The sequence below is a fragment of the Acetobacter musti genome, from assembly GCF_011516835.1.
Lineage (GTDB): Bacteria > Pseudomonadota > Alphaproteobacteria > Acetobacterales > Acetobacteraceae > Acetobacter > Acetobacter musti.
On sequence record NZ_WOTB01000006.1, the window covers coordinates 73,894 to 90,365 of the forward strand.

The following is a 16,472-nucleotide window of genomic DNA, read 5'->3' on the forward strand; positions in this document are numbered from 1 at the left end:
TGTCATGCACAGCACGCTCCCGCGTGAGGCAGGATGGACCCCAGCTCTGAAACCCGCATAACCCGCGGTTCCCCGATAAAATCCGGGTACCGCACCCGGTTACCGCGCCAGCGCCAGCACGCCGTCCAGATCGATACTCCGCTCCAGCACCTCCGCGATCTCATCCAGCGCAGCATTCACCATGATCTCATGATCGACGGCATCGCTCCGCACTCCCATCTGCGCCATCAGCGCGGACCGAAACCCAGGCGCCCCCAGCAGTCCGTGACAATACGTCCCCATCACCCGCCCGTTCCCGCTGACCGCCCCGTCGCTCCGTCCGTCATCCAGCCGCGCAAACGGACGAACATCCCCACGCCACGTCTCTTTCCCCACATGAATTTCATAGCCCAAGAAATCCGCGCCCAGCGCCACACCGGAAACCCGCGTCAGCACCTTATGCCCCGCCAGCTCCGTATCAGTCTCCAGCAATCCCAGCCCCGCCATTTCCTCCGCATCACCCTCAAGCCCCTGCGGATCGGCAATCCGCCGCCCGAGCATCTGATAGCCGCCGCAAATCCCCAGTATCCGGCCACCCTGCCGGTAATGAGCCAGAATATCGACATCCCAGCCCTCCCGGCGCAAAAACTTCATGTCGGTAACAACAGCTTTCGAGCCCGGCAGGACAATCAGCGCCGCATCGGCCGGGATCGGCCGCCCCGGCGGCACCATCGCCACCTCAATCTCAGCTTCATGCCGAAGCGGATCGAGATCGTCGAAATTCGCGATATGCGGCAGGACAGGACACGCCACAATCCGCCGCCGCTCCGATAAAACCGCATCCTTTTCCAGAACAACCGCATCCTCGGCCGGAAGCCGCCGCGCAGCCCCCATCCACGGCACAAGCCCCAGCCCCGTCCAGCCGGTCAGTTCCTCAATCGCCCGATACCCGTCCTGAAAAAGCGCTGCATCCCCACGAAATTTATTGATGATAAACCCACATATCTGCCGGCTGTCCTCCCCGGACAGCACCGCCTTCGTCCCGACCACCGACGCAATAACGCCGCCCCGGTCGATGTCTCCGACAAGGATCACCGGCACATCCGCCGCAAGCGCAAACCCCATATTGGCAATATCGCCATCCCGCAGATTGATCTCCGCCGGAGATCCCGCACCCTCCACGACAACAAGATCGGCATTGTCCCGCAAACGCCTGAAACTGCCGAGCACCTCAGGCAAAAGCGAGCGTCTGTCCTCACGGAAACGGTCCGAATGCAGCATCCCGCACATCTGGCCATGCACGATCAGCTGCGACGACCTGTCACTCTGCGGCTTCAGCAATACCGGATTCATGTCCACAACCGGCTCAGCCCGCGCCGCCACAGCCTGAAGCGCCTGCGCCCGCCCGATCTCCCCGCCATCCGCCGTCACCGCCGCATTGTTCGACATGTTCTGAGGCTTGAACGGCGCCACCCGCAGCCCCCGGTTCGCAAACGCCCGGCACAGCCCGGCAACAAGAACCGACTTGCCAACATCAGAACCCGTGCCCTGAACCATGATCGCAACCATCGATCCCACATCTCCGTCTCATCGCGATGGCAGCTTTTTGTCTGCAATCTTCTTCCGCGGGTCTCCTGTGGACCCCACCAGGCTGTTCACCCTGATCCGCCAGCCGGGCGAAGCAGATAATGCCTGCGACCCAATGTCCACCCGCGACATCGCCCTGACCATCACGAAAGCCGCCTCATCACCGTTCGGGACAGGAGTTCCTGCCACACCCGATCATAAGCCTGGGTCCGGATAACCTCCGCGCCGATCTGCACCCGGAAGTCCCGATCTGCATACGCGTGAACGTCGTTCACTCGGCTGAAGAAACCGGACGCCAGACCAAAGGCGAAACAGCCACCATCTGACGCCATCTCACCTCTGCAAAGTAAAAAACCATCGCATCGTCATCAGCAGGGCAGGGGAGCCAGAGCAAGAACCAGGCATAATCGTTTGCCCCGGTGTCAGGAACCGGGACGTCTCTCAACCAGCCCGGATAACACCCTGCGAACCGTCAGGACCGCTGTACGGCAATCCTGGCTCCGACAGCATTCAGACAGGCAGAAATTTTCGTCCTTGACCATTTCTGCAAAGGCATTTCGAGAAGTCTGTAACTCAGAGCAGACATCATTACGGTTACCACCGCCGCCAGGAAGGTTCCGGAATAAGGCCCCACCGCATGCAGAACACCGGATTTTCCGAGCCAGTAATAAACAGGGATATGCAGAAGATACACAGAGAAACTTATCGCTCCCAGAAAAACCATTGCCCGATTTCCGAAAACAAAATCCCCAAATCTGCTTTCATATGACAGACACATCACAATGAACCCTGTCACCAGAACGCGCAGGATATTCCCATAAAATACCGAATACGATGGATCCAGCGCCCGGTTAAATGTGGTTCGTCCAAAAAGATCACCGTAATGATAGTTAAACAATATAACCAGTAACAACAAAAATCCCACACAACCAACAATGTTTACCGAAAGGTTATTTAAATTTTTTAGTTTTCCGAATCTTAAAAATGAAAATAAAATCCCTGTTGAAAATATATGAAATTTTGATGTGAAAATAACTCCGGGGATATGCCGCATTGTCATAATCCCAAAACACGAAACGATAAAAAGAAACGAAAAACATATTATTTTATTTTCGAATCTATTGAACAGGAACCATATAAATATAAAAACAAAATAGAACTGAAACTCAGGCCCTATGGACCAGAAAACGGAAGCGCTCCCGTTAAATGTTAATAATCTCACAAGCTGAACATCTGTAATATTATAGATAAAATCATGATCAATTGTTTTATATATAAAAAACCCGCATAGAACTATTATATAATAAATAGGAACAATTCGCGCAATTCGCGCTGATATGTATCTGGAAACCGTATGCCCGTTAAAAGGCTGCGCAAGATACAGTGTGCCCATCAGAAATCCGCTCAGCGCGAAAAAAATCAGCACACCATAATGACTGACAGAAGGCGCAAGAAACGACGCACACCCGAATTCAGGCGCATGCCCCGACAGGACCATCAGCGCCGCGAGGCCACGCAAACCATCCAGAGCAGGCATATGTTTTCGCGTCGGAGAAAAACTGTCTGCCATAATTCACTCATCTTTTTTTAAAATGCCATTTCCCTTATGTCATCTTAACGACTGATCCGGAACCTTGTTTACCGTCCGGTACCATGAAATATCCGGCGCAGATGAGTAAAGTATCGATGAGGAAAATAAAATTATGAACAAGCCACTCGATTACATCCTCAGAAAGTTCATCTCAGCCGGATCTCTGGACGTCACCTTCGCCAACGGAAAAACGTCACATTATCAGGGCACCACACCCGGCCCCCACGCCGCCATGCGTCTGACAACACCCGCCGCCGAGCGCAGCCTTCTCCTCAATCCCGGCCTCGGCTTCGGTGAATCCTGGATGGACGGCAGCATCACCCCCCTGAACTGCACCCTCTACGACCTGCTCCACGTCCTCATGCTCAACGCCATGAATCCAGCCGGCCATATCGGTGAATCTCTCGCCGCCGCCGCCCGCTATCTCCGCCGGAAAAAAATCCAGTTCAACCCGGAATCCCGCTCCCGCAAAAACGTCGCCCACCATTACGATCTCGGCGAACCGCTCTACGATCTCTTCCTCGATAAAGACCGCCAGTATTCCTGCGCATATTTCCGAACCGGCAATGAAACCCTCGACGAAGCCCAGGAAGCCAAGAAACACCACATCGCCGCCAAACTCCTGCTCAACCGGCCAGATCTTTCCGTCCTCGATATCGGCTGCGGCTGGGGCGGCATGGCGCTTACACTGGCAAAAGATTACGGCGCCACCGTCACCGGCGTCACTCTCTCCACCGAACAGCTCCGCACCGCCCGCGCCCGCGCCGAAGCCGCCGCCCTCTCAGACCGCGTCCGCTTCGAACTGATGGATTACCGCCACGTCAGCACCCAATACGACCGCATCGTCTCCGTCGGCATGTTCGAACATGTCGGTATCGCCCATTACCGGACCTTCTTCGAAAAAATCCGCGACTGCCTCACCGAAGACGGCGTCGCCCTGATCCACTCCATCGGCCGCAACGACGGCCCCGGAACCACCAACCCCTGGATCGACAAATACATCTTCCCCGGCGGTTACTCGCCCTGTCTCAGCGAAACCTTCGCCGCCATCGAACCCACCGGCCTGTGGGTCACGGACTGCGAAATCCTCCGCCTCCATTACGCGAAAACCATCGCCATCTGGCGCGACCGCTTCGCAAAAAACCGCGACAAAGCCAAAGCCCTCTACGACGAACGCTTCTGCCGCATGTTCGAGTTCTACCTCGCCGGCGCCGAACTCTCCTTCCGCGTCCAGGGCCACATGAACTTCCAGCTTCAGCTCACCCGCAGCCAGACCGCCGTCCCTCTGACCCGCGACTACATCACCGGGGCCGAAAACCGCGCCTGACCCCGAACAGGCGAAACAGTTTTTCGGACCCTTATCCCGAAACCCATGAAGGATCGTGCTCCGAAATCAAAAAGAGACGCTCCCAAAAGGATCACCTGCGGACAGAAACCCCGCCGGAAAATTCCGGCGGACCTCCCGTAAACCCGAAAAAAATCAGCTAAACGAAAGCTTATTTCAGCCAGGAAGCATCCCAGGCGCCGTATAACCGGCAGAACCAAATCCCCCGGCCTCTTACGCTGTCAGAACTCCGCCCTCTGCCGTGCCTTCCCCATCAATCCATTTCCCCACGGCAGCAAAAGCCCCGCCGCAGTCACACGGCTTCATGCGGCAGCCCGAAAACCTCCACCTGATCGAAATGCAGATAAGTCCGGCTCAGGATCGTAATCCTGACAAAGCGACCACACACCGGGACAGACGCCACCCAGCGATAAGGCGTTCCGTCAGCCCCGCCGGGCGGCACACCCCCGAAATCATGCCGATGAACCTCGGAAAACCTGACACCGTCATCCGAGACCGTAATCGAAATCGCGCTGCAGCGCGCCGCGACCGCCGGATGGTCGATCCTGTTGTAAATCCTGACCTCGTTAATATCGCACAGGCCGCCAAAATCCGTCTGCCACCACGGATTGTCCTCCTCTGCCGTATGACACTGATAAATCCCGGTCAGATACCCGCTCACAGCCCCTTCCGCCGTGCGCGTCCTGCCTTCGTCGTGCGGATACACCGAACTCTGCGAAGCCTGTCCCGTCCGCGACAGATTCACCCCGAAACCCTCATCCCGGAAAATCAACGGCGAAACAGTCCGGCCCATATCCGGAATCACCGTCGGACTTAACGCCCCGCTCTCGAATTTCCCGATGCAGGACAAAATGGAGCGCCCGAACGCCTCCACATCCCGTATCCGGCAGACCAGCGAAAAAGAGTCAGTCCGCCCGGTCTGCTCCAGATCATCGCTGAACAGATGCAGCACCCGGTTCGAACCGTAAGCATCCAGCAGCAGCTGATTGCTCGACGCATAACAGTCCCGGTTGATCAGGATAATATCCCTGCCGTCAAAAAAATTGCAGAGATGAAAAGAAGAACTCGAAAACCCGATAAACTTTCCATGCGTGGCCCAGAATTGCAGCTGCTCCTCAAACTGGAACTGCTCCGGCGCCACGCATTTCACACCGTTCTTTTCCAGAAACTCACACAGCGCATCCTCGTTTTCGACAGAGAACACACCCCGTCTCACCAGATGCTTCGTAATATAAACAAAAGATTCGGAAGCCTCGTCGGAAAAAGGGTAAATACTCCTCACCGACTGGTTATAGCGCTCGCTGACCGAGTAATTCTCATTCAGTGCACGCTCGGCAATATAAATCGAAGAAAACACACACGGAGCGTCCACGCGGATCAGCCGGTCCGGCGTCAGACCCAGACGGCCGAAAATCTTCGCGATAAACTCCTGCTGAAACAGGTCTTCAGCCGGCGGCCCGTAATAAGCAATCCTCACAGAAGCGGGGACCCGATCCAGCGCCCAGATACGGCTCAGTGAACTCAGAAGAAAATGCCCGAAATGTCCGAAAATCTCCCCGAGCCAGAAACACATTTCCTCAACGCGACGCACACGACTGACATTCACCGTCGCCGTCACATCAGACCCGAGAAGACGATACCCGTCAGCCCCTCTGAAGAACGCCGAGTCAGAAATGATCTGCCCGTTCTCCTTATAAAGAGCATTCTGCTGCATCAGAACATTTCTGTATAAAGCGAAACTCAGGTCAGACCCCGTGGGAACAGCATATCCATAAAGTCTGGTCGTTTTCCTGAGCGCCATGACCCGTTCCCTGATAAAACAAACTCAGATCCGGCGTGACCGCGGACGGAAAACAGTCCGCGCTCCGGCTCACCGCACCCCGATCCTGCGAACGATGTTCATATCCACATCCCGCCCACCACGAAAGACCACCCGGTCACAGACCGAAACCATGCCCGGAAGGCGCTGTCTCATGCGAAAATACCCCGTCTCAAAAGTGTATCGCCTCCTTGAGCCCGGCCCCGTCGTCCTGGTCACAACCCGCCCGAAAAACGGCCCGCCCAATGTCATGACCATGGGCTTTCACATGGTCATTCAGCACGACAGGCCGCCTCTGATCGGCTGCATCATCGGACCATGGGATCACAGCTACACAGCACTGAGGGACACCGGCGAATGCGTCATCGCCATCCCCGGCGCCGATCTTGCGGAAAAAATGGTCGATATCGGCAACTGCTCCGGTCAGAACACCGATAAATTCACCCGCTTCGGCTTCACGCAGTCAAAGGCGAAAACCGTCAGCGCACCCCTCATCGCGGACTGCCTCGCCAACATCGAATGCCACGTATCCGACACAACAATGGTCGAACGCCTCAGTCTCTGGATACTCGAACCCCGCGCCGCCTGGATCAGCCCCGACCGTCCCGAACAGCGCACACTCCATCACCGGGGCGACGGCACCTTCACCATCGACGGCCCGGTCATCAACCTCCAGGATCGCATGATCCTGTGGAAACAGTTCCAGGACTAAAGAGACCCGCCGCCAGCCCGCTCTCCCCGCAGCCGCGCCATCCCCCGCGACGACCCGAAGCGCCACATCAGATGCGCCACCGCCATCAGCACCGGCCCGGCGAACAGACCCACCAGTCCCCAGGTCTCCAGCCCGCCCAGAATCCCCAGCAGAACCCAGACAAACGGCAGCCGGATCGACCCGCCAATCAGCACCGGCCGGATAAAATGATCCGCCAGGAACAGAACCAGCATCCCGAACACACCCACAGCCACCGCCGCGCCCACACTGCCCTTCATCAGGATCAGAAGCACCGCGATCAGCACCGCAAACCCGCCCAGCATCGGAATCATCGAGGCCACCGCCGTCAGAATCCCAAGCAGAACCGGCTGCGGCGCCCCGGCGATCACATAGGAGACACCGATCAGCAGGCCCTCGCCAAGCCCGACCAGCACCAGCCCCGCCATCGAGCCGCGCACCGCCCCGACAACCTGCTTCAGAACCATCCCGCCCCGCACGCCCAGCAGCCGGTCCGTCAGAACCGTAATCCGGTCCGTCACCTCACGCCCGCTCCGCAGCAGAAAAAACAGCACCAGCAGCGAGAAGGCGAGCAGAACCGTGCCATTCGCCGCTCCGTGGCCGACATGCTCCGCCGCGTCCAGCGCCTGCTCCGGCCTGAGACGATGCATCAGATCCTGAACACCCTGCGGGTCCGCCAGATTGTCCGCCCACCATTGCCGGGCCTGAGCCCTGCCAAACGGCAGCTCGCCCAGCCAGCCCGGCGCCGCAATCCCGTTCTGACGCACCTGACCGAACCACTGCGTCGCGTCATGCGTCTCCTTCGCCACCTCGGTGCCGATCAGAAGAACCGGCGCCGCAAACGCCACCGCGATCGCCACCACCACTGCCGCCGGAATCAGCGTGTCCGCATGGCGCGGCGACCACCGCCTGCGAACCCACGCCATCATCGGCCAGCACACAATCGCCAGAATCCCGCCCCAGGCCACCGCCAGCCGGAACCGCCCGAGCGTATACAGGGTCAGCACAACAACCAGAACGGCCAGAACACCCTGCGCCCGGACCTGAAACCCTCTCCGGGACGGTTTCACCGGATTGTCAGCCTCATCCGGTGTCTCAGAAAACGCGCCCTCACGGGAAACAGTATCGTCGTGCATATGGCCTTCAGAACAGGAAGAAAGAAAAACCGGAACCCGTCGCGAACAGCAGTCCACGCGAACAGAACCACGACCCGGTCATAACAGGACAGGGCAGGGGACTTCACACCGGATACTTCATCCCGAACGCCTCCGGCCAGAAATCGTTTCCTTCCTTTACCAGACTGGCATCACGACACATCAGGTATTTATTCACACCACGCCCGTCATGACCGCACACAACCAGACCCCTCAGACCCACCCGGCAAATCAGTGCGACAGCGCCGGTATCACCGACAGAAAATAGTCCACCGCCGGCGAAATGGCCGCAACCGGCGTCCGCTCGTTCAGACCATGCGAGAAATTTTCCGACAGCCTGATGAACAGCGGGCTGGCGCCATAGGACGGCACGCCATGCGCGCGAAACCACATGCTGTCCGTCGCGCCGGATTTCATCGCCGGTATCACCGGCAGCCCCGGATAAATCCCGTCAATCGCCTGCGTGATCGCCCCGACCACGTCCGGCCGCATCGGCGAGGCCGGCGTCTCAACAGCACCCTCCGTCACATCCGTCACCCGGACCTGCGGATCGGCCACTACCCGCTCCAGCTCATGCAGAATCTCCTGCCGGGAATGTCCCGGAAACACCCGGCAGTTGATATTCGCCACCGCCCGCTGCGGCAGGGCATTGAGCGCATGACCGCCCCCGATCGTCGTCACCACACAGGTCGTCCCGATCCGCCCCGCCATCGCCGGATCGGCCCTCAGCACCGCAACCGCCTTCGCGTCCGCCGGATCGGCCGCGAAAGCCTTCATCGCCGCGCCCTGCGCCCCCGGCTCCAGCTTCGCCGCCTCCGTGAAATAGGCCCGCGTAATGTCATTCAGCTCCGGCCTGAAATGATACGCCTGAATCCGCAGCAGCGCCGCCGCCAGCCGGTCGATCGCATTGTCCGCCCGCGGCTCGGAGGAATGTCCGCCCGGATTTGTCACCGTCAGCTGAAAATCCAGACAGGTCTTCTCCGCGCCCGCCCAGGCAAAATACTCAGGCTTCCCGCTCCGCTCACCGGTCACGCCGCCCGTGCCGTCGACATTGATCACCAGTTCCGCGTTCGCCAGCCTGTCCGCCAGCGCCGCGCCGGTCCGCATCTCCGTTTCCTCATCGCCGGAAAACGCCAGAACGATCGACCGCTTCGGCCGGTATCCCTGACGCTTCAGCTCCAGAACCGACGCAATCAGCAGCGTGTCATCCAGCTTCATGTCCGTCGCCCCGCGCCCGAACAGATAGCCATCCTCCACCACCGGCGTGAACGGATCGCGCTTCCAGTCCGCCGGCTTCGCCTCCACCACATCCATATGGCCCAGAAACACCAGCGGCTTCAGCGACGGATCGCTCCCGGGCCACGTCGCCGTCATGTAAACCGTGCCACCCAGCGGCGTGATCGCAATGTCCTTCGCCTGAAACCCGCCCGCCAGGAGCGCCGACCGGAACAGTGCCGCCACATCCGCCGTCCTGTTGCCAGGTCCCGCCACAGAGCGCAGCGCAATCGCCTTCTCCGCCAGATCCAGAGCCTGCCCGTCCGCCTGCGGATGAGCCACGACCTCCGCCCGGACCGGAGAGCCGGTCATCACCGGCGCCGCCGTCAGAGCAAGCAAAGTCAGGATTTTACGCATCAGCCCGTCACTCCCGGAACACCATCGGCACCATCCGACGTTTCTTATCAGAAATAATCCGGAAATAAACGCACCCGCCGGCCGCCCCGTCAGGAGACTGTTTCAAATGCCTGTTCGTGAAATGTCCTGTAAATTATAAGGACGTTTCTGGTGAAGCTTTTTCCGGAAAGCTTCAGAAGACGCCGCCTTTTTGAAAAAAGGCGGCACCCAAAAACTTTTTCAAAGATTTATCGCGACAGTGCGCTCTGATCCTGACTGCAGCAAACAGCTGATCGGGACCAGAAAAAACAAAGCAAAATCAGCCTGTTATGAGAATTTCTGTGCATTAAAGGCTTTTGAAACCGTTTCCAAAGTCCGGCCCCTTAATCAGCCTCGTGAAAACGCCGCGATATAATTGACACCGGTATCCCGGCTCTCGCGCCAGTGGTTCCCGAACAGATCCGGCGTCATCCCCGCCATGTCCTGCAGCCGCAATCCGGCCCGCCGCCCGAACCCCGCCAGTTCCGCCGGCGTCACGAACTTCCGCCAGTCATGCGTCCCGACCGGCAACAGACGCATGACATATTCCGCCCCGATCTTGGCAAAGGCAAACGCCCGCGCCGTGCGGTTCATCGTCGAGACAAACACATGCCCCTCCGGCCGGACCAGCACCGCCAGCATCGCCATGAAAGCCGCCGGGTCCGTCACATGCTCGATAATCTCCAGCGCCACCACCGCATCGAACGTCTCTCCCTCAGCCACCAGCGTCTCCGCGCTGCCGACCCGATAGGTGAGGGAACCCGCCGACGCCGGCAGCGGGTTTTCCTTCAGATGCTGCCGCGCGGCCGCAATCCCCTCCGCCGAGGCATCCAGCCCCAGCACGTCATGCCCGGCGGCCGCCAGAGCCTCACTGGCCAGCCCCGCGCCACAGCCCAGATCGAGAACCCGCAGACGCGGCTGCTTCCTGCTCCGCAGCGGCAGATGCCGGTCGATCCAGCCGATCCGCAGCGGATTCATCGCATGCAGCGGCCGCATCGGCCCCGCCGGGTCCCACCATTCCCGCGCAATCGCCCCGAAGCGCGCGATCTCCTCCGCCGAGACGGACCCGCCCCGCGCATCCTGTCCGGCCAGAGCGACATCGTTTCCGGCGACATCACCACCGGCAACACCACCGGCAACAGCGTTTTCACCTGAGGCAGAGTTATAGTCGGGATGCATAAAACGAGGCCTTTCTTCTGCAGTCGCCGCTGGACGTAAGCCGGGCCGAAGGTTATGTCACGCCGCTTGCACGCCTTCGCAATGGCCCGTCCTGCCGAACGCCGCGCCTGTCCGCAACCCCGGACGGACAGAAACCGGCCCGGATGACCTTCCTCCGCCAGGGCTGGCCTGCATGAATTCGGGAACATCCGGCGCACGCAGCAGTCGCGGAGCCCGGATGTGAAGCAACAGGATAAAGGTCGCAGCCAGCGGCCCGGACGGAGTCAGAATAAGACCATGGAGCGTACCGCACCCCGGATCGTCATGAAGTTCGGCGGCACATCCGTCGCCGATCTGGACCGTATCCGCGCCGTAGCCAGAAGGGTTCGCGCCCAGGTCGACGCAGGTTCCGAAGTCACCGTCGTCGTCTCCGCCATGGCCGGCGTCACAAACCGGCTGGTCGGTTACTGCGAGGCCCTGTCGCCCCTGCACGATCCGCGTGAATATGACGCCGTCGTGGCGGCCGGCGAGCAGATCACCAGCGGCCTGCTCGCCATCGCCCTGCAGAGCCTCGGCGTCGCATCCCGCTCCTGGCAGGGCTGGCAGGTTCCAATCCGCACGGATGACGCGCATGGAAAAGCCCGCATCTGTTCGATCGACGGAGAAGGCCTGATCGCCTGCATGCAGTCAGGCCAGGTCCCCGTCATCGCCGGCTTCCAGGGCGTCGACGCCGAAGGGCGCGTCGCAACGCTGGGGCGGGGCGGCTCGGACACCTCCGCCGTCGCCATCGCCGCGGCGGTAAAGGCCGATCGCTGCGACATCTACACGGACGTGGACGGGATCTACACCACCGATCCGCGTATCGTTGCGAAGGCCCGCAAGCTGGATAAAATTACCTACGAGGAAATGCTCGAACTGGCCTCCGTCGGCGCTAAAGTGCTGCAGACACGCAGCGTCGAACTGGCGATGAAAGAACGCGTGCGCGTGCAGGTGCTGTCGAGCTTTTCAGATAACGCCGCGGCACCGGACGGCAGCCTGCCAGGATCGCTGGTGGTGGATGAGGACGAGATTTTGGAACAGGAACTGGTCACCGGCATCGCGTATTCCCGCGACGAGGCAAAGATATCGATGCGCCGCATCCCCGACCGGCCGGGCATCGCCGCCGCGATCTTCGGCCCCCTCGCGGACGCGAATATCAATGTCGACATGATCGTCCAGAGCACGGGCGAGGACGGCATGACCAACATGACCTTCACCACCGGAAAGGCCGATCTGCAACGCGCGATCGCCCTGGTCGAGGCCGCGCGCGAAGTCACGCAGTACGGCGAACTTCTGACCGACGACAGCGTGGTCAAGATCAGCGTCGTGGGCGTCGGAATGCGCTCTCACGCAGGCGTAGCCAGCACCATGTTCCGCACTTTGTCGGACCGCGGAATCAATGTGCAGGTTATCTCCACCAGTGAAATCAAGGTTTCGGTCCTGATCGCCGCGGATTATGCTGAGCTCGCCATCCGCGCGCTGCACACCGCCTACGGCCTTGATGCCGCCTGATCCGGAGGTCGCCGAGTTTCGTATGAAAGATACCTCCACGTCCCCCGCCGGGACCAGCACCCCCGCCGCCGATCGGGCCAGAACCGCCGCCCGACATGAACTCGACCGCCTCTGGGCGGCGGGAACAGATTTTCTCGGAACCGAATATGCGATCCTGGGCGGCGCAATGTCGTGGGTCAGCGAAAGACATCTTGTTTCCGCGATCTCGAACGCCGGCGGCTTCGGCGTCATCGCCTGCGGCGCAATGTCCCCCGAACTTCTGGAAACCGAAATCGCCGCCACCCAGGCGCTTACGACGAAACCTTTCGGCGTCAATCTGATCACCATGCATCCGCAGCTTGAAGACCTCGTCCAGGTCTGTCTGCGCGCCGGCGTCGGCCACATCGTCCTGGCAGGCGGCATCCCGCCGTCATCGGCCATCCGCGCCATCAGAGAAGGCGGCGCCAGAGTGATCGCCTTCGCCCCGGCCCTCGTGCTGGCGAAGCGCCTGATCCGGATGGGCGTGGACGCCCTCGTCATCGAAGGCGCGGAAGCCGGCGGCCATGTCGGCCCGGTATCGCTCACGGTTCTGGCACAGGAAATCCTGCCGCATATCACGGAAGTCCCGGTCTTCGTGGCAGGCGGCATCGCCCGGGGAGACGCCATCGTGGGCTTCCTGGAACAGGGAGCCGCCGGCGCCCAGCTCGGAACCCGCTTTGCCGCGGCCGCCGAAAGTATCGCGCATCCCCGTTTCAAGGAGGCGTTTATCAGGGCAAACGCCCGCGACGCACTGACCTCCGTCCAGCTCGATCCCCGCTTCCCCGTCATCCCGGTCCGGGGACTGGTCAACGACGGAAGCCAGCGCTTCCTCACCCACCAGGCCGAAACGCTGCGCCGTTTTCAGGCCGGCGAACTCAGCAAGGACGAGGCCCAGCTCGAAATCGAACATTTCTGGGCAGGCGCCCTGCGCCGCGCGGTCATTGACGGCGACGTGGAGACAGGCTCCGTGATGGCCGGACAGTCCGTCGGCATGGTCAGATCCGTGCAGTCCGTCGAAGATATTATCGCCGAACTGGTCGACCAGGCCGTTGAAGCCCTGATACGCCGAAGCGACCGGCGGGAGCACTGAATTGGGTGTCGACTCCAGGGAGCTGATCGAATTGAGCACCGGACGTCACGAGGACGACCTGCGCGCCCGTCATGCGGGAGAATCAGGAGCCGCGCCGGACTCACCGCAGGGTGACGGAGGGCAGGGAAGCCACGCCGATGCCGCGCAGCAACCCCTGCCTGACTTCACGACCCTCGGCGTCGCCACTGCCCTGCGCATCCGGCGCGAATCTCTGGGCTGGTCCCTTCCCGATGTCGCCGCCTGGCTTAGAATACGCCTCCCTTATCTGGAAGCGCTCGAACACGGACACCCCGGCCAGCTTCCCGGCAACGCCTATGCCGTCGGATTCCTGCGGACATACGCAGCAGCCCTTGGCTTCCCGGCCGAACAGGTCGTGTCACGCTTCAAACGCGAAACCCGTGGCGTCGAGCGGAAACCGGAACTCGAATTTCCCGCGCCTGTGCAGGAAAGGACCGTGCCGGCCGGAGCGATCGTGCTGACCGGCATCGTCGTCATCATCGGCGCCTATATCGGCTGGTATCGTATGGTCGGACACGACCCGGTGCCGCCGGAGCGTATCCCGCCCGTCGCAAGCGTTATGCCAGGCGTCAGATCCGGCCCGCTGCCCTCGCCGCAGATCGCATCGATGATGCCGGGCGCAGGCCCGTCGCAGACCCCGGGTCAGCAAAGACCCTCGCCAGCCGCCACTGACATGACCACCGGCACGACCACTGGCATGACCACCGCCCTGAACATGCCCTCATCCGCTGACACATCAGCGGATTCGCCGGCTCCTTCAGTCATGCACACCGACCCGCCCACCGCTCCGAACCCTTCAGACAGCACAGAAGCGGCCATTCCGGCCCCGACAGCCGTGCCCGTACACGAACCCCCGGCAATCAGGGCCATCGCAACCAGCTGGATTCAGGTCAAAGCCGGTGACGGAAAAGTCCTGTGGGACCACATCATGCAGCCCGGCGAAAGCTGGCCTCTGCCCGCTGACGGAGCGCCTTTCACCCTGACCGTAGGAAACGCCGGCGGAATCACCCTGGCCGCAGACGGCGTGACCACCGTTCCGCTCGGCCGCAACGGAGCCGTGCGGCGCAATATCGTCCTTTCACCCGACACAATACGGGACGGAAGCATCGCCGCCCCGGCATCACCATCGCCCGCCTCTCCAGGCCCGCAGACGCCAGCCGGGACCGGAGAAGACGCGGATGCCAGCGCAGCCGGCGCGCCGGTCCCCCTTCCGCCCCCACCGGTTATCAGACCCCGCGTGCGACCGGTTCAGCCACCCGCTCATGAGCCGTCAGCGGATGATCTGAATGCAGTGCAGCTTCAGTCAATGCGCGGCTCAGGCGGGGTTTCCGGACAACATTAAGCTGCGTAAAGACATGACAGACCGCGTCCTGTCAGTTTTCCCGGTTTCGCGAACCGCACAACGCTCTTCCCCTATGGCCATCGGCTTCCAGATTTGGCAGGAAGAGCCCCAAACAGTATGTGCGTCCAGCACCTATATCCAGCCAGGGCTTCGGCCTTCGCCTCGACAGGAGGATTGAACGATGAGTGGCTACCGCCCCTACCAGCATATCGAACGTCGCAAGTCGCGGCAGATTCATGTCGGCAAGGTCGCCGTCGGCGGCGATGCGCCGGTCTCCGTTCAGACGATGACCAACACGCTGACAAGCGACGCCCAGGCGACAATCGAACAGATCCGCCGCTCCGAACTCGCCGGCGTGGATATCGTCCGGGTCTCCTGTCCCGATGAGGAAAGCACGGCCGCGCTCGCCGAGATCGTTCGTGAAGTCAACGTCCCGATCGTGGCCGATATCCACTTCCACTATAAACGCGCCATCGAGGCGGCAAAAGCCGGCGCGGCCTGCCTGCGCATCAACCCCGGCAACATCGGCAGCGCTGAGCGCGTCCGCGAAGTCGTTAACGCCGCGAAGGATTACAACTGCTCCATCCGAATCGGTGTGAACGCCGGCTCGCTCGAAAAGCATCTTCTGGAAAAATACGGAGAGCCCAATCCGGACGCGCTGGTCGAGAGCGCTCTGGAACACGCCAGAATTCTGGAAGATCACGACTTCCACGAATTTAAAATCAGCGTAAAGGCCTCGGACGTCTTCCTCGCGGTCGCCGCCTATCAGCAGCTCGCCGACGTGTGCGACCACCCGCTGCATATCGGCATCACCGAGGCCGGCAGCCGGCGGGCCGGCACGGTCAAATCGTCGATCGGCCTCGGCAACCTCCTCTGGGCCGGTGTCGGCGATACGATGCGCGTCTCCCTCTCGGCGGAGCCGGAAGAAGAGGTCCTGGTCGGCTGGGATATCCTGAAATCCCTGGGGCTCCGTCACCGGGGCGTCAAGATCATCTCGTGCCCGTCCTGCGCACGCCAGGGCTTCAACGTCATCCAGACCGTCCAGACCCTCGAAGACCGGCTGGCCCACATCAAGACGCCCCTGACGCTCTCGATCATCGGATGCGTGGTGAACGGCCCCGGCGAAGCGCTGATGACCGATCTCGGCGTCACCGGCGGCGGCTCCGGCCGCCATATGGTCTATTCCGCGGGCAAGCAGGATCACACCGTCCCCGCCGCGTCCATGATCGAGCATATCGTGGATCTGGTCGAGGAACGCGTCGCCAGCATCCAGGCGGAAGAAGCCCGCCAGGAAGCGGAAGGGATCGCACCGTCGCTTCCCGATCTGGAGACAGCGAAATAACGGCCCGGACGGTCAGCCGCCGTTTTCCGGTATTCTGTTAACTGATCTGAACGTCTGCCGGCGAACGCAAGCTGCCCCCGGCCAGACGTTGTTTTGTG

12 protein-coding genes are annotated in these 16,472 nt (G+C 60.9%); 6 read left to right on the forward strand and 6 right to left on the reverse strand.

The window, feature by feature from the left end:
- Window positions 1-99: 99 nt before the first annotated feature.
- Together GOB93_RS06330 and GOB93_RS06335 are read right to left on the reverse strand one after the other, a co-directional pair.
- Window positions 100-1,548, reverse strand: coding sequence for a cobyric acid synthase (locus GOB93_RS06330; RefSeq protein WP_173582764.1), 1,449 nt, complete (start codon window positions 1,546-1,548; stop codon window positions 100-102).
- A 490-nt stretch (window positions 1,549-2,038) separates the two neighbouring features.
- Window positions 2,039-3,136 (reverse strand): acyltransferase family protein, encoded by a 1,098-nt coding sequence (locus GOB93_RS06335; protein ID WP_173582655.1) that lies wholly within the window; start codon window positions 3,134-3,136, stop codon window positions 2,039-2,041.
- Window positions 3,137-3,269: 133 nt separating this feature from the next.
- Between GOB93_RS06335 and GOB93_RS06340 the strand changes: the two genes are divergently transcribed.
- Entirely contained in the window at window positions 3,270-4,484 is a 1,215-nt protein-coding gene (locus GOB93_RS06340) for an SAM-dependent methyltransferase (RefSeq protein ID WP_173582656.1), read from the forward strand.
- A 310-nt stretch (window positions 4,485-4,794) separates the two neighbouring features.
- On the opposite strand, the gene GOB93_RS06345 is transcribed toward GOB93_RS06340, so the two are convergent.
- Window positions 4,795-6,216, reverse strand: coding sequence for a discoidin domain-containing protein (locus GOB93_RS06345; protein ID WP_173582657.1), 1,422 nt, complete (start codon window positions 6,214-6,216; stop codon window positions 4,795-4,797).
- Between the two features lie 259 nt (window positions 6,217-6,475).
- On the opposite strand from GOB93_RS06345, the gene GOB93_RS06350 reads away from it, so the two are divergent.
- A complete protein-coding gene (locus GOB93_RS06350) occupies window positions 6,476-7,033 on the forward strand; it encodes a flavin reductase family protein (RefSeq protein ID WP_173582658.1) in 558 nt (185 codons plus the stop codon).
- Here the strand turns inward: GOB93_RS06350 and GOB93_RS06355 are convergent.
- From GOB93_RS06355 to ubiG, 3 genes are all read right to left on the reverse strand, one after another.
- Entirely contained in the window at window positions 7,030-8,187 is a 1,158-nt protein-coding gene (locus GOB93_RS06355; RefSeq protein WP_173582659.1) for an AI-2E family transporter, read from the reverse strand. The genes GOB93_RS06350 and GOB93_RS06355 overlap by 4 nt on opposite strands.
- Before the next feature lie 249 nt (window positions 8,188-8,436).
- A complete protein-coding gene (locus GOB93_RS06360) occupies window positions 8,437-9,837 on the reverse strand; it encodes a M20/M25/M40 family metallo-hydrolase (RefSeq protein ID WP_173582660.1) in 1,401 nt (466 codons plus the stop codon).
- 366 nt (window positions 9,838-10,203) lie between these two features.
- Window positions 10,204-11,034: a bifunctional 2-polyprenyl-6-hydroxyphenol methylase/3-demethylubiquinol 3-O-methyltransferase UbiG gene (gene ubiG / locus GOB93_RS06365; protein WP_173582661.1), complete on the reverse strand. Its 831-nt coding sequence runs from the start codon at window positions 11,032-11,034 to the stop codon at window positions 10,204-10,206.
- A gap of 276 nt (window positions 11,035-11,310) precedes the next feature.
- Between ubiG and GOB93_RS06370 the strand changes: the two genes are divergently transcribed.
- The 4 genes from GOB93_RS06370 (at window position 11,311) to ispG (ending at window position 16,374) form a co-directional block, all read left to right on the forward strand.
- Window positions 11,311-12,564 (forward strand): aspartate kinase, encoded by a 1,254-nt coding sequence (locus GOB93_RS06370; protein WP_173582662.1) that lies wholly within the window; start codon window positions 11,311-11,313, stop codon window positions 12,562-12,564.
- Between the two features lie 22 nt (window positions 12,565-12,586).
- Window positions 12,587-13,672, forward strand: coding sequence for an NAD(P)H-dependent flavin oxidoreductase (locus GOB93_RS06375; protein ID WP_173582663.1), 1,086 nt, complete (start codon window positions 12,587-12,589; stop codon window positions 13,670-13,672).
- A 1-nt stretch (window position 13,673) separates the two neighbouring features.
- On the forward strand, window positions 13,674-15,032 hold the full coding sequence (locus tag GOB93_RS06380; protein WP_173582664.1) for a helix-turn-helix domain-containing protein: 1,359 nt from the start codon (window positions 13,674-13,676) through the stop codon (window positions 15,030-15,032).
- Between the two features lie 181 nt (window positions 15,033-15,213).
- Window positions 15,214-16,374: a flavodoxin-dependent (E)-4-hydroxy-3-methylbut-2-enyl-diphosphate synthase gene (gene ispG, locus GOB93_RS06385; protein WP_173582665.1), complete on the forward strand. Its 1,161-nt coding sequence runs from the start codon at window positions 15,214-15,216 to the stop codon at window positions 16,372-16,374.
- Window positions 16,375-16,472 lie beyond the last annotated feature (98 nt).

Excerpts from the sequence above, each read along its gene's own strand:
- GOB93_RS06345 (WP_173582657.1), bottom strand. The coding sequence starts at position 6,216 with ATGCAGCAGAATGCTCTTTATAAGGAGAACGGGCAGATCATTTCTGAC.
- GOB93_RS06375 (WP_173582663.1), top strand. The coding sequence starts at position 12,587 with ATGAAAGATACCTCCACGTCCCCCGCCGGGACCAGCACCCCCGCCGCC.
- GOB93_RS06370 (WP_173582662.1), top strand. The coding sequence starts at position 11,311 with ATGGAGCGTACCGCACCCCGGATCGTCATGAAGTTCGGCGGCACATCC.
- ubiG (WP_173582661.1), bottom strand. The coding sequence starts at position 11,034 with ATGCATCCCGACTATAACTCTGCCTCAGGTGAAAACGCTGTTGCCGGT.
- ispG (WP_173582665.1), top strand. The coding sequence starts at position 15,214 with ATGAGTGGCTACCGCCCCTACCAGCATATCGAACGTCGCAAGTCGCGG.
- GOB93_RS06355 (WP_173582659.1), bottom strand. The coding sequence starts at position 8,187 with ATGCACGACGATACTGTTTCCCGTGAGGGCGCGTTTTCTGAGACACCG.
- GOB93_RS06330 (WP_173582764.1), bottom strand. The coding sequence starts at position 1,548 with ATGGTTGCGATCATGGTTCAGGGCACGGGTTCTGATGTTGGCAAGTCG.
- GOB93_RS06360 (WP_173582660.1), bottom strand. The coding sequence starts at position 9,837 with ATGCGTAAAATCCTGACTTTGCTTGCTCTGACGGCGGCGCCGGTGATG.
- GOB93_RS06340 (WP_173582656.1), top strand. The coding sequence starts at position 3,270 with ATGAACAAGCCACTCGATTACATCCTCAGAAAGTTCATCTCAGCCGGA.
- GOB93_RS06335 (WP_173582655.1), bottom strand. The coding sequence starts at position 3,136 with ATGGCAGACAGTTTTTCTCCGACGCGAAAACATATGCCTGCTCTGGAT.
- GOB93_RS06350 (WP_173582658.1), top strand. The coding sequence starts at position 6,476 with ATGCGAAAATACCCCGTCTCAAAAGTGTATCGCCTCCTTGAGCCCGGC.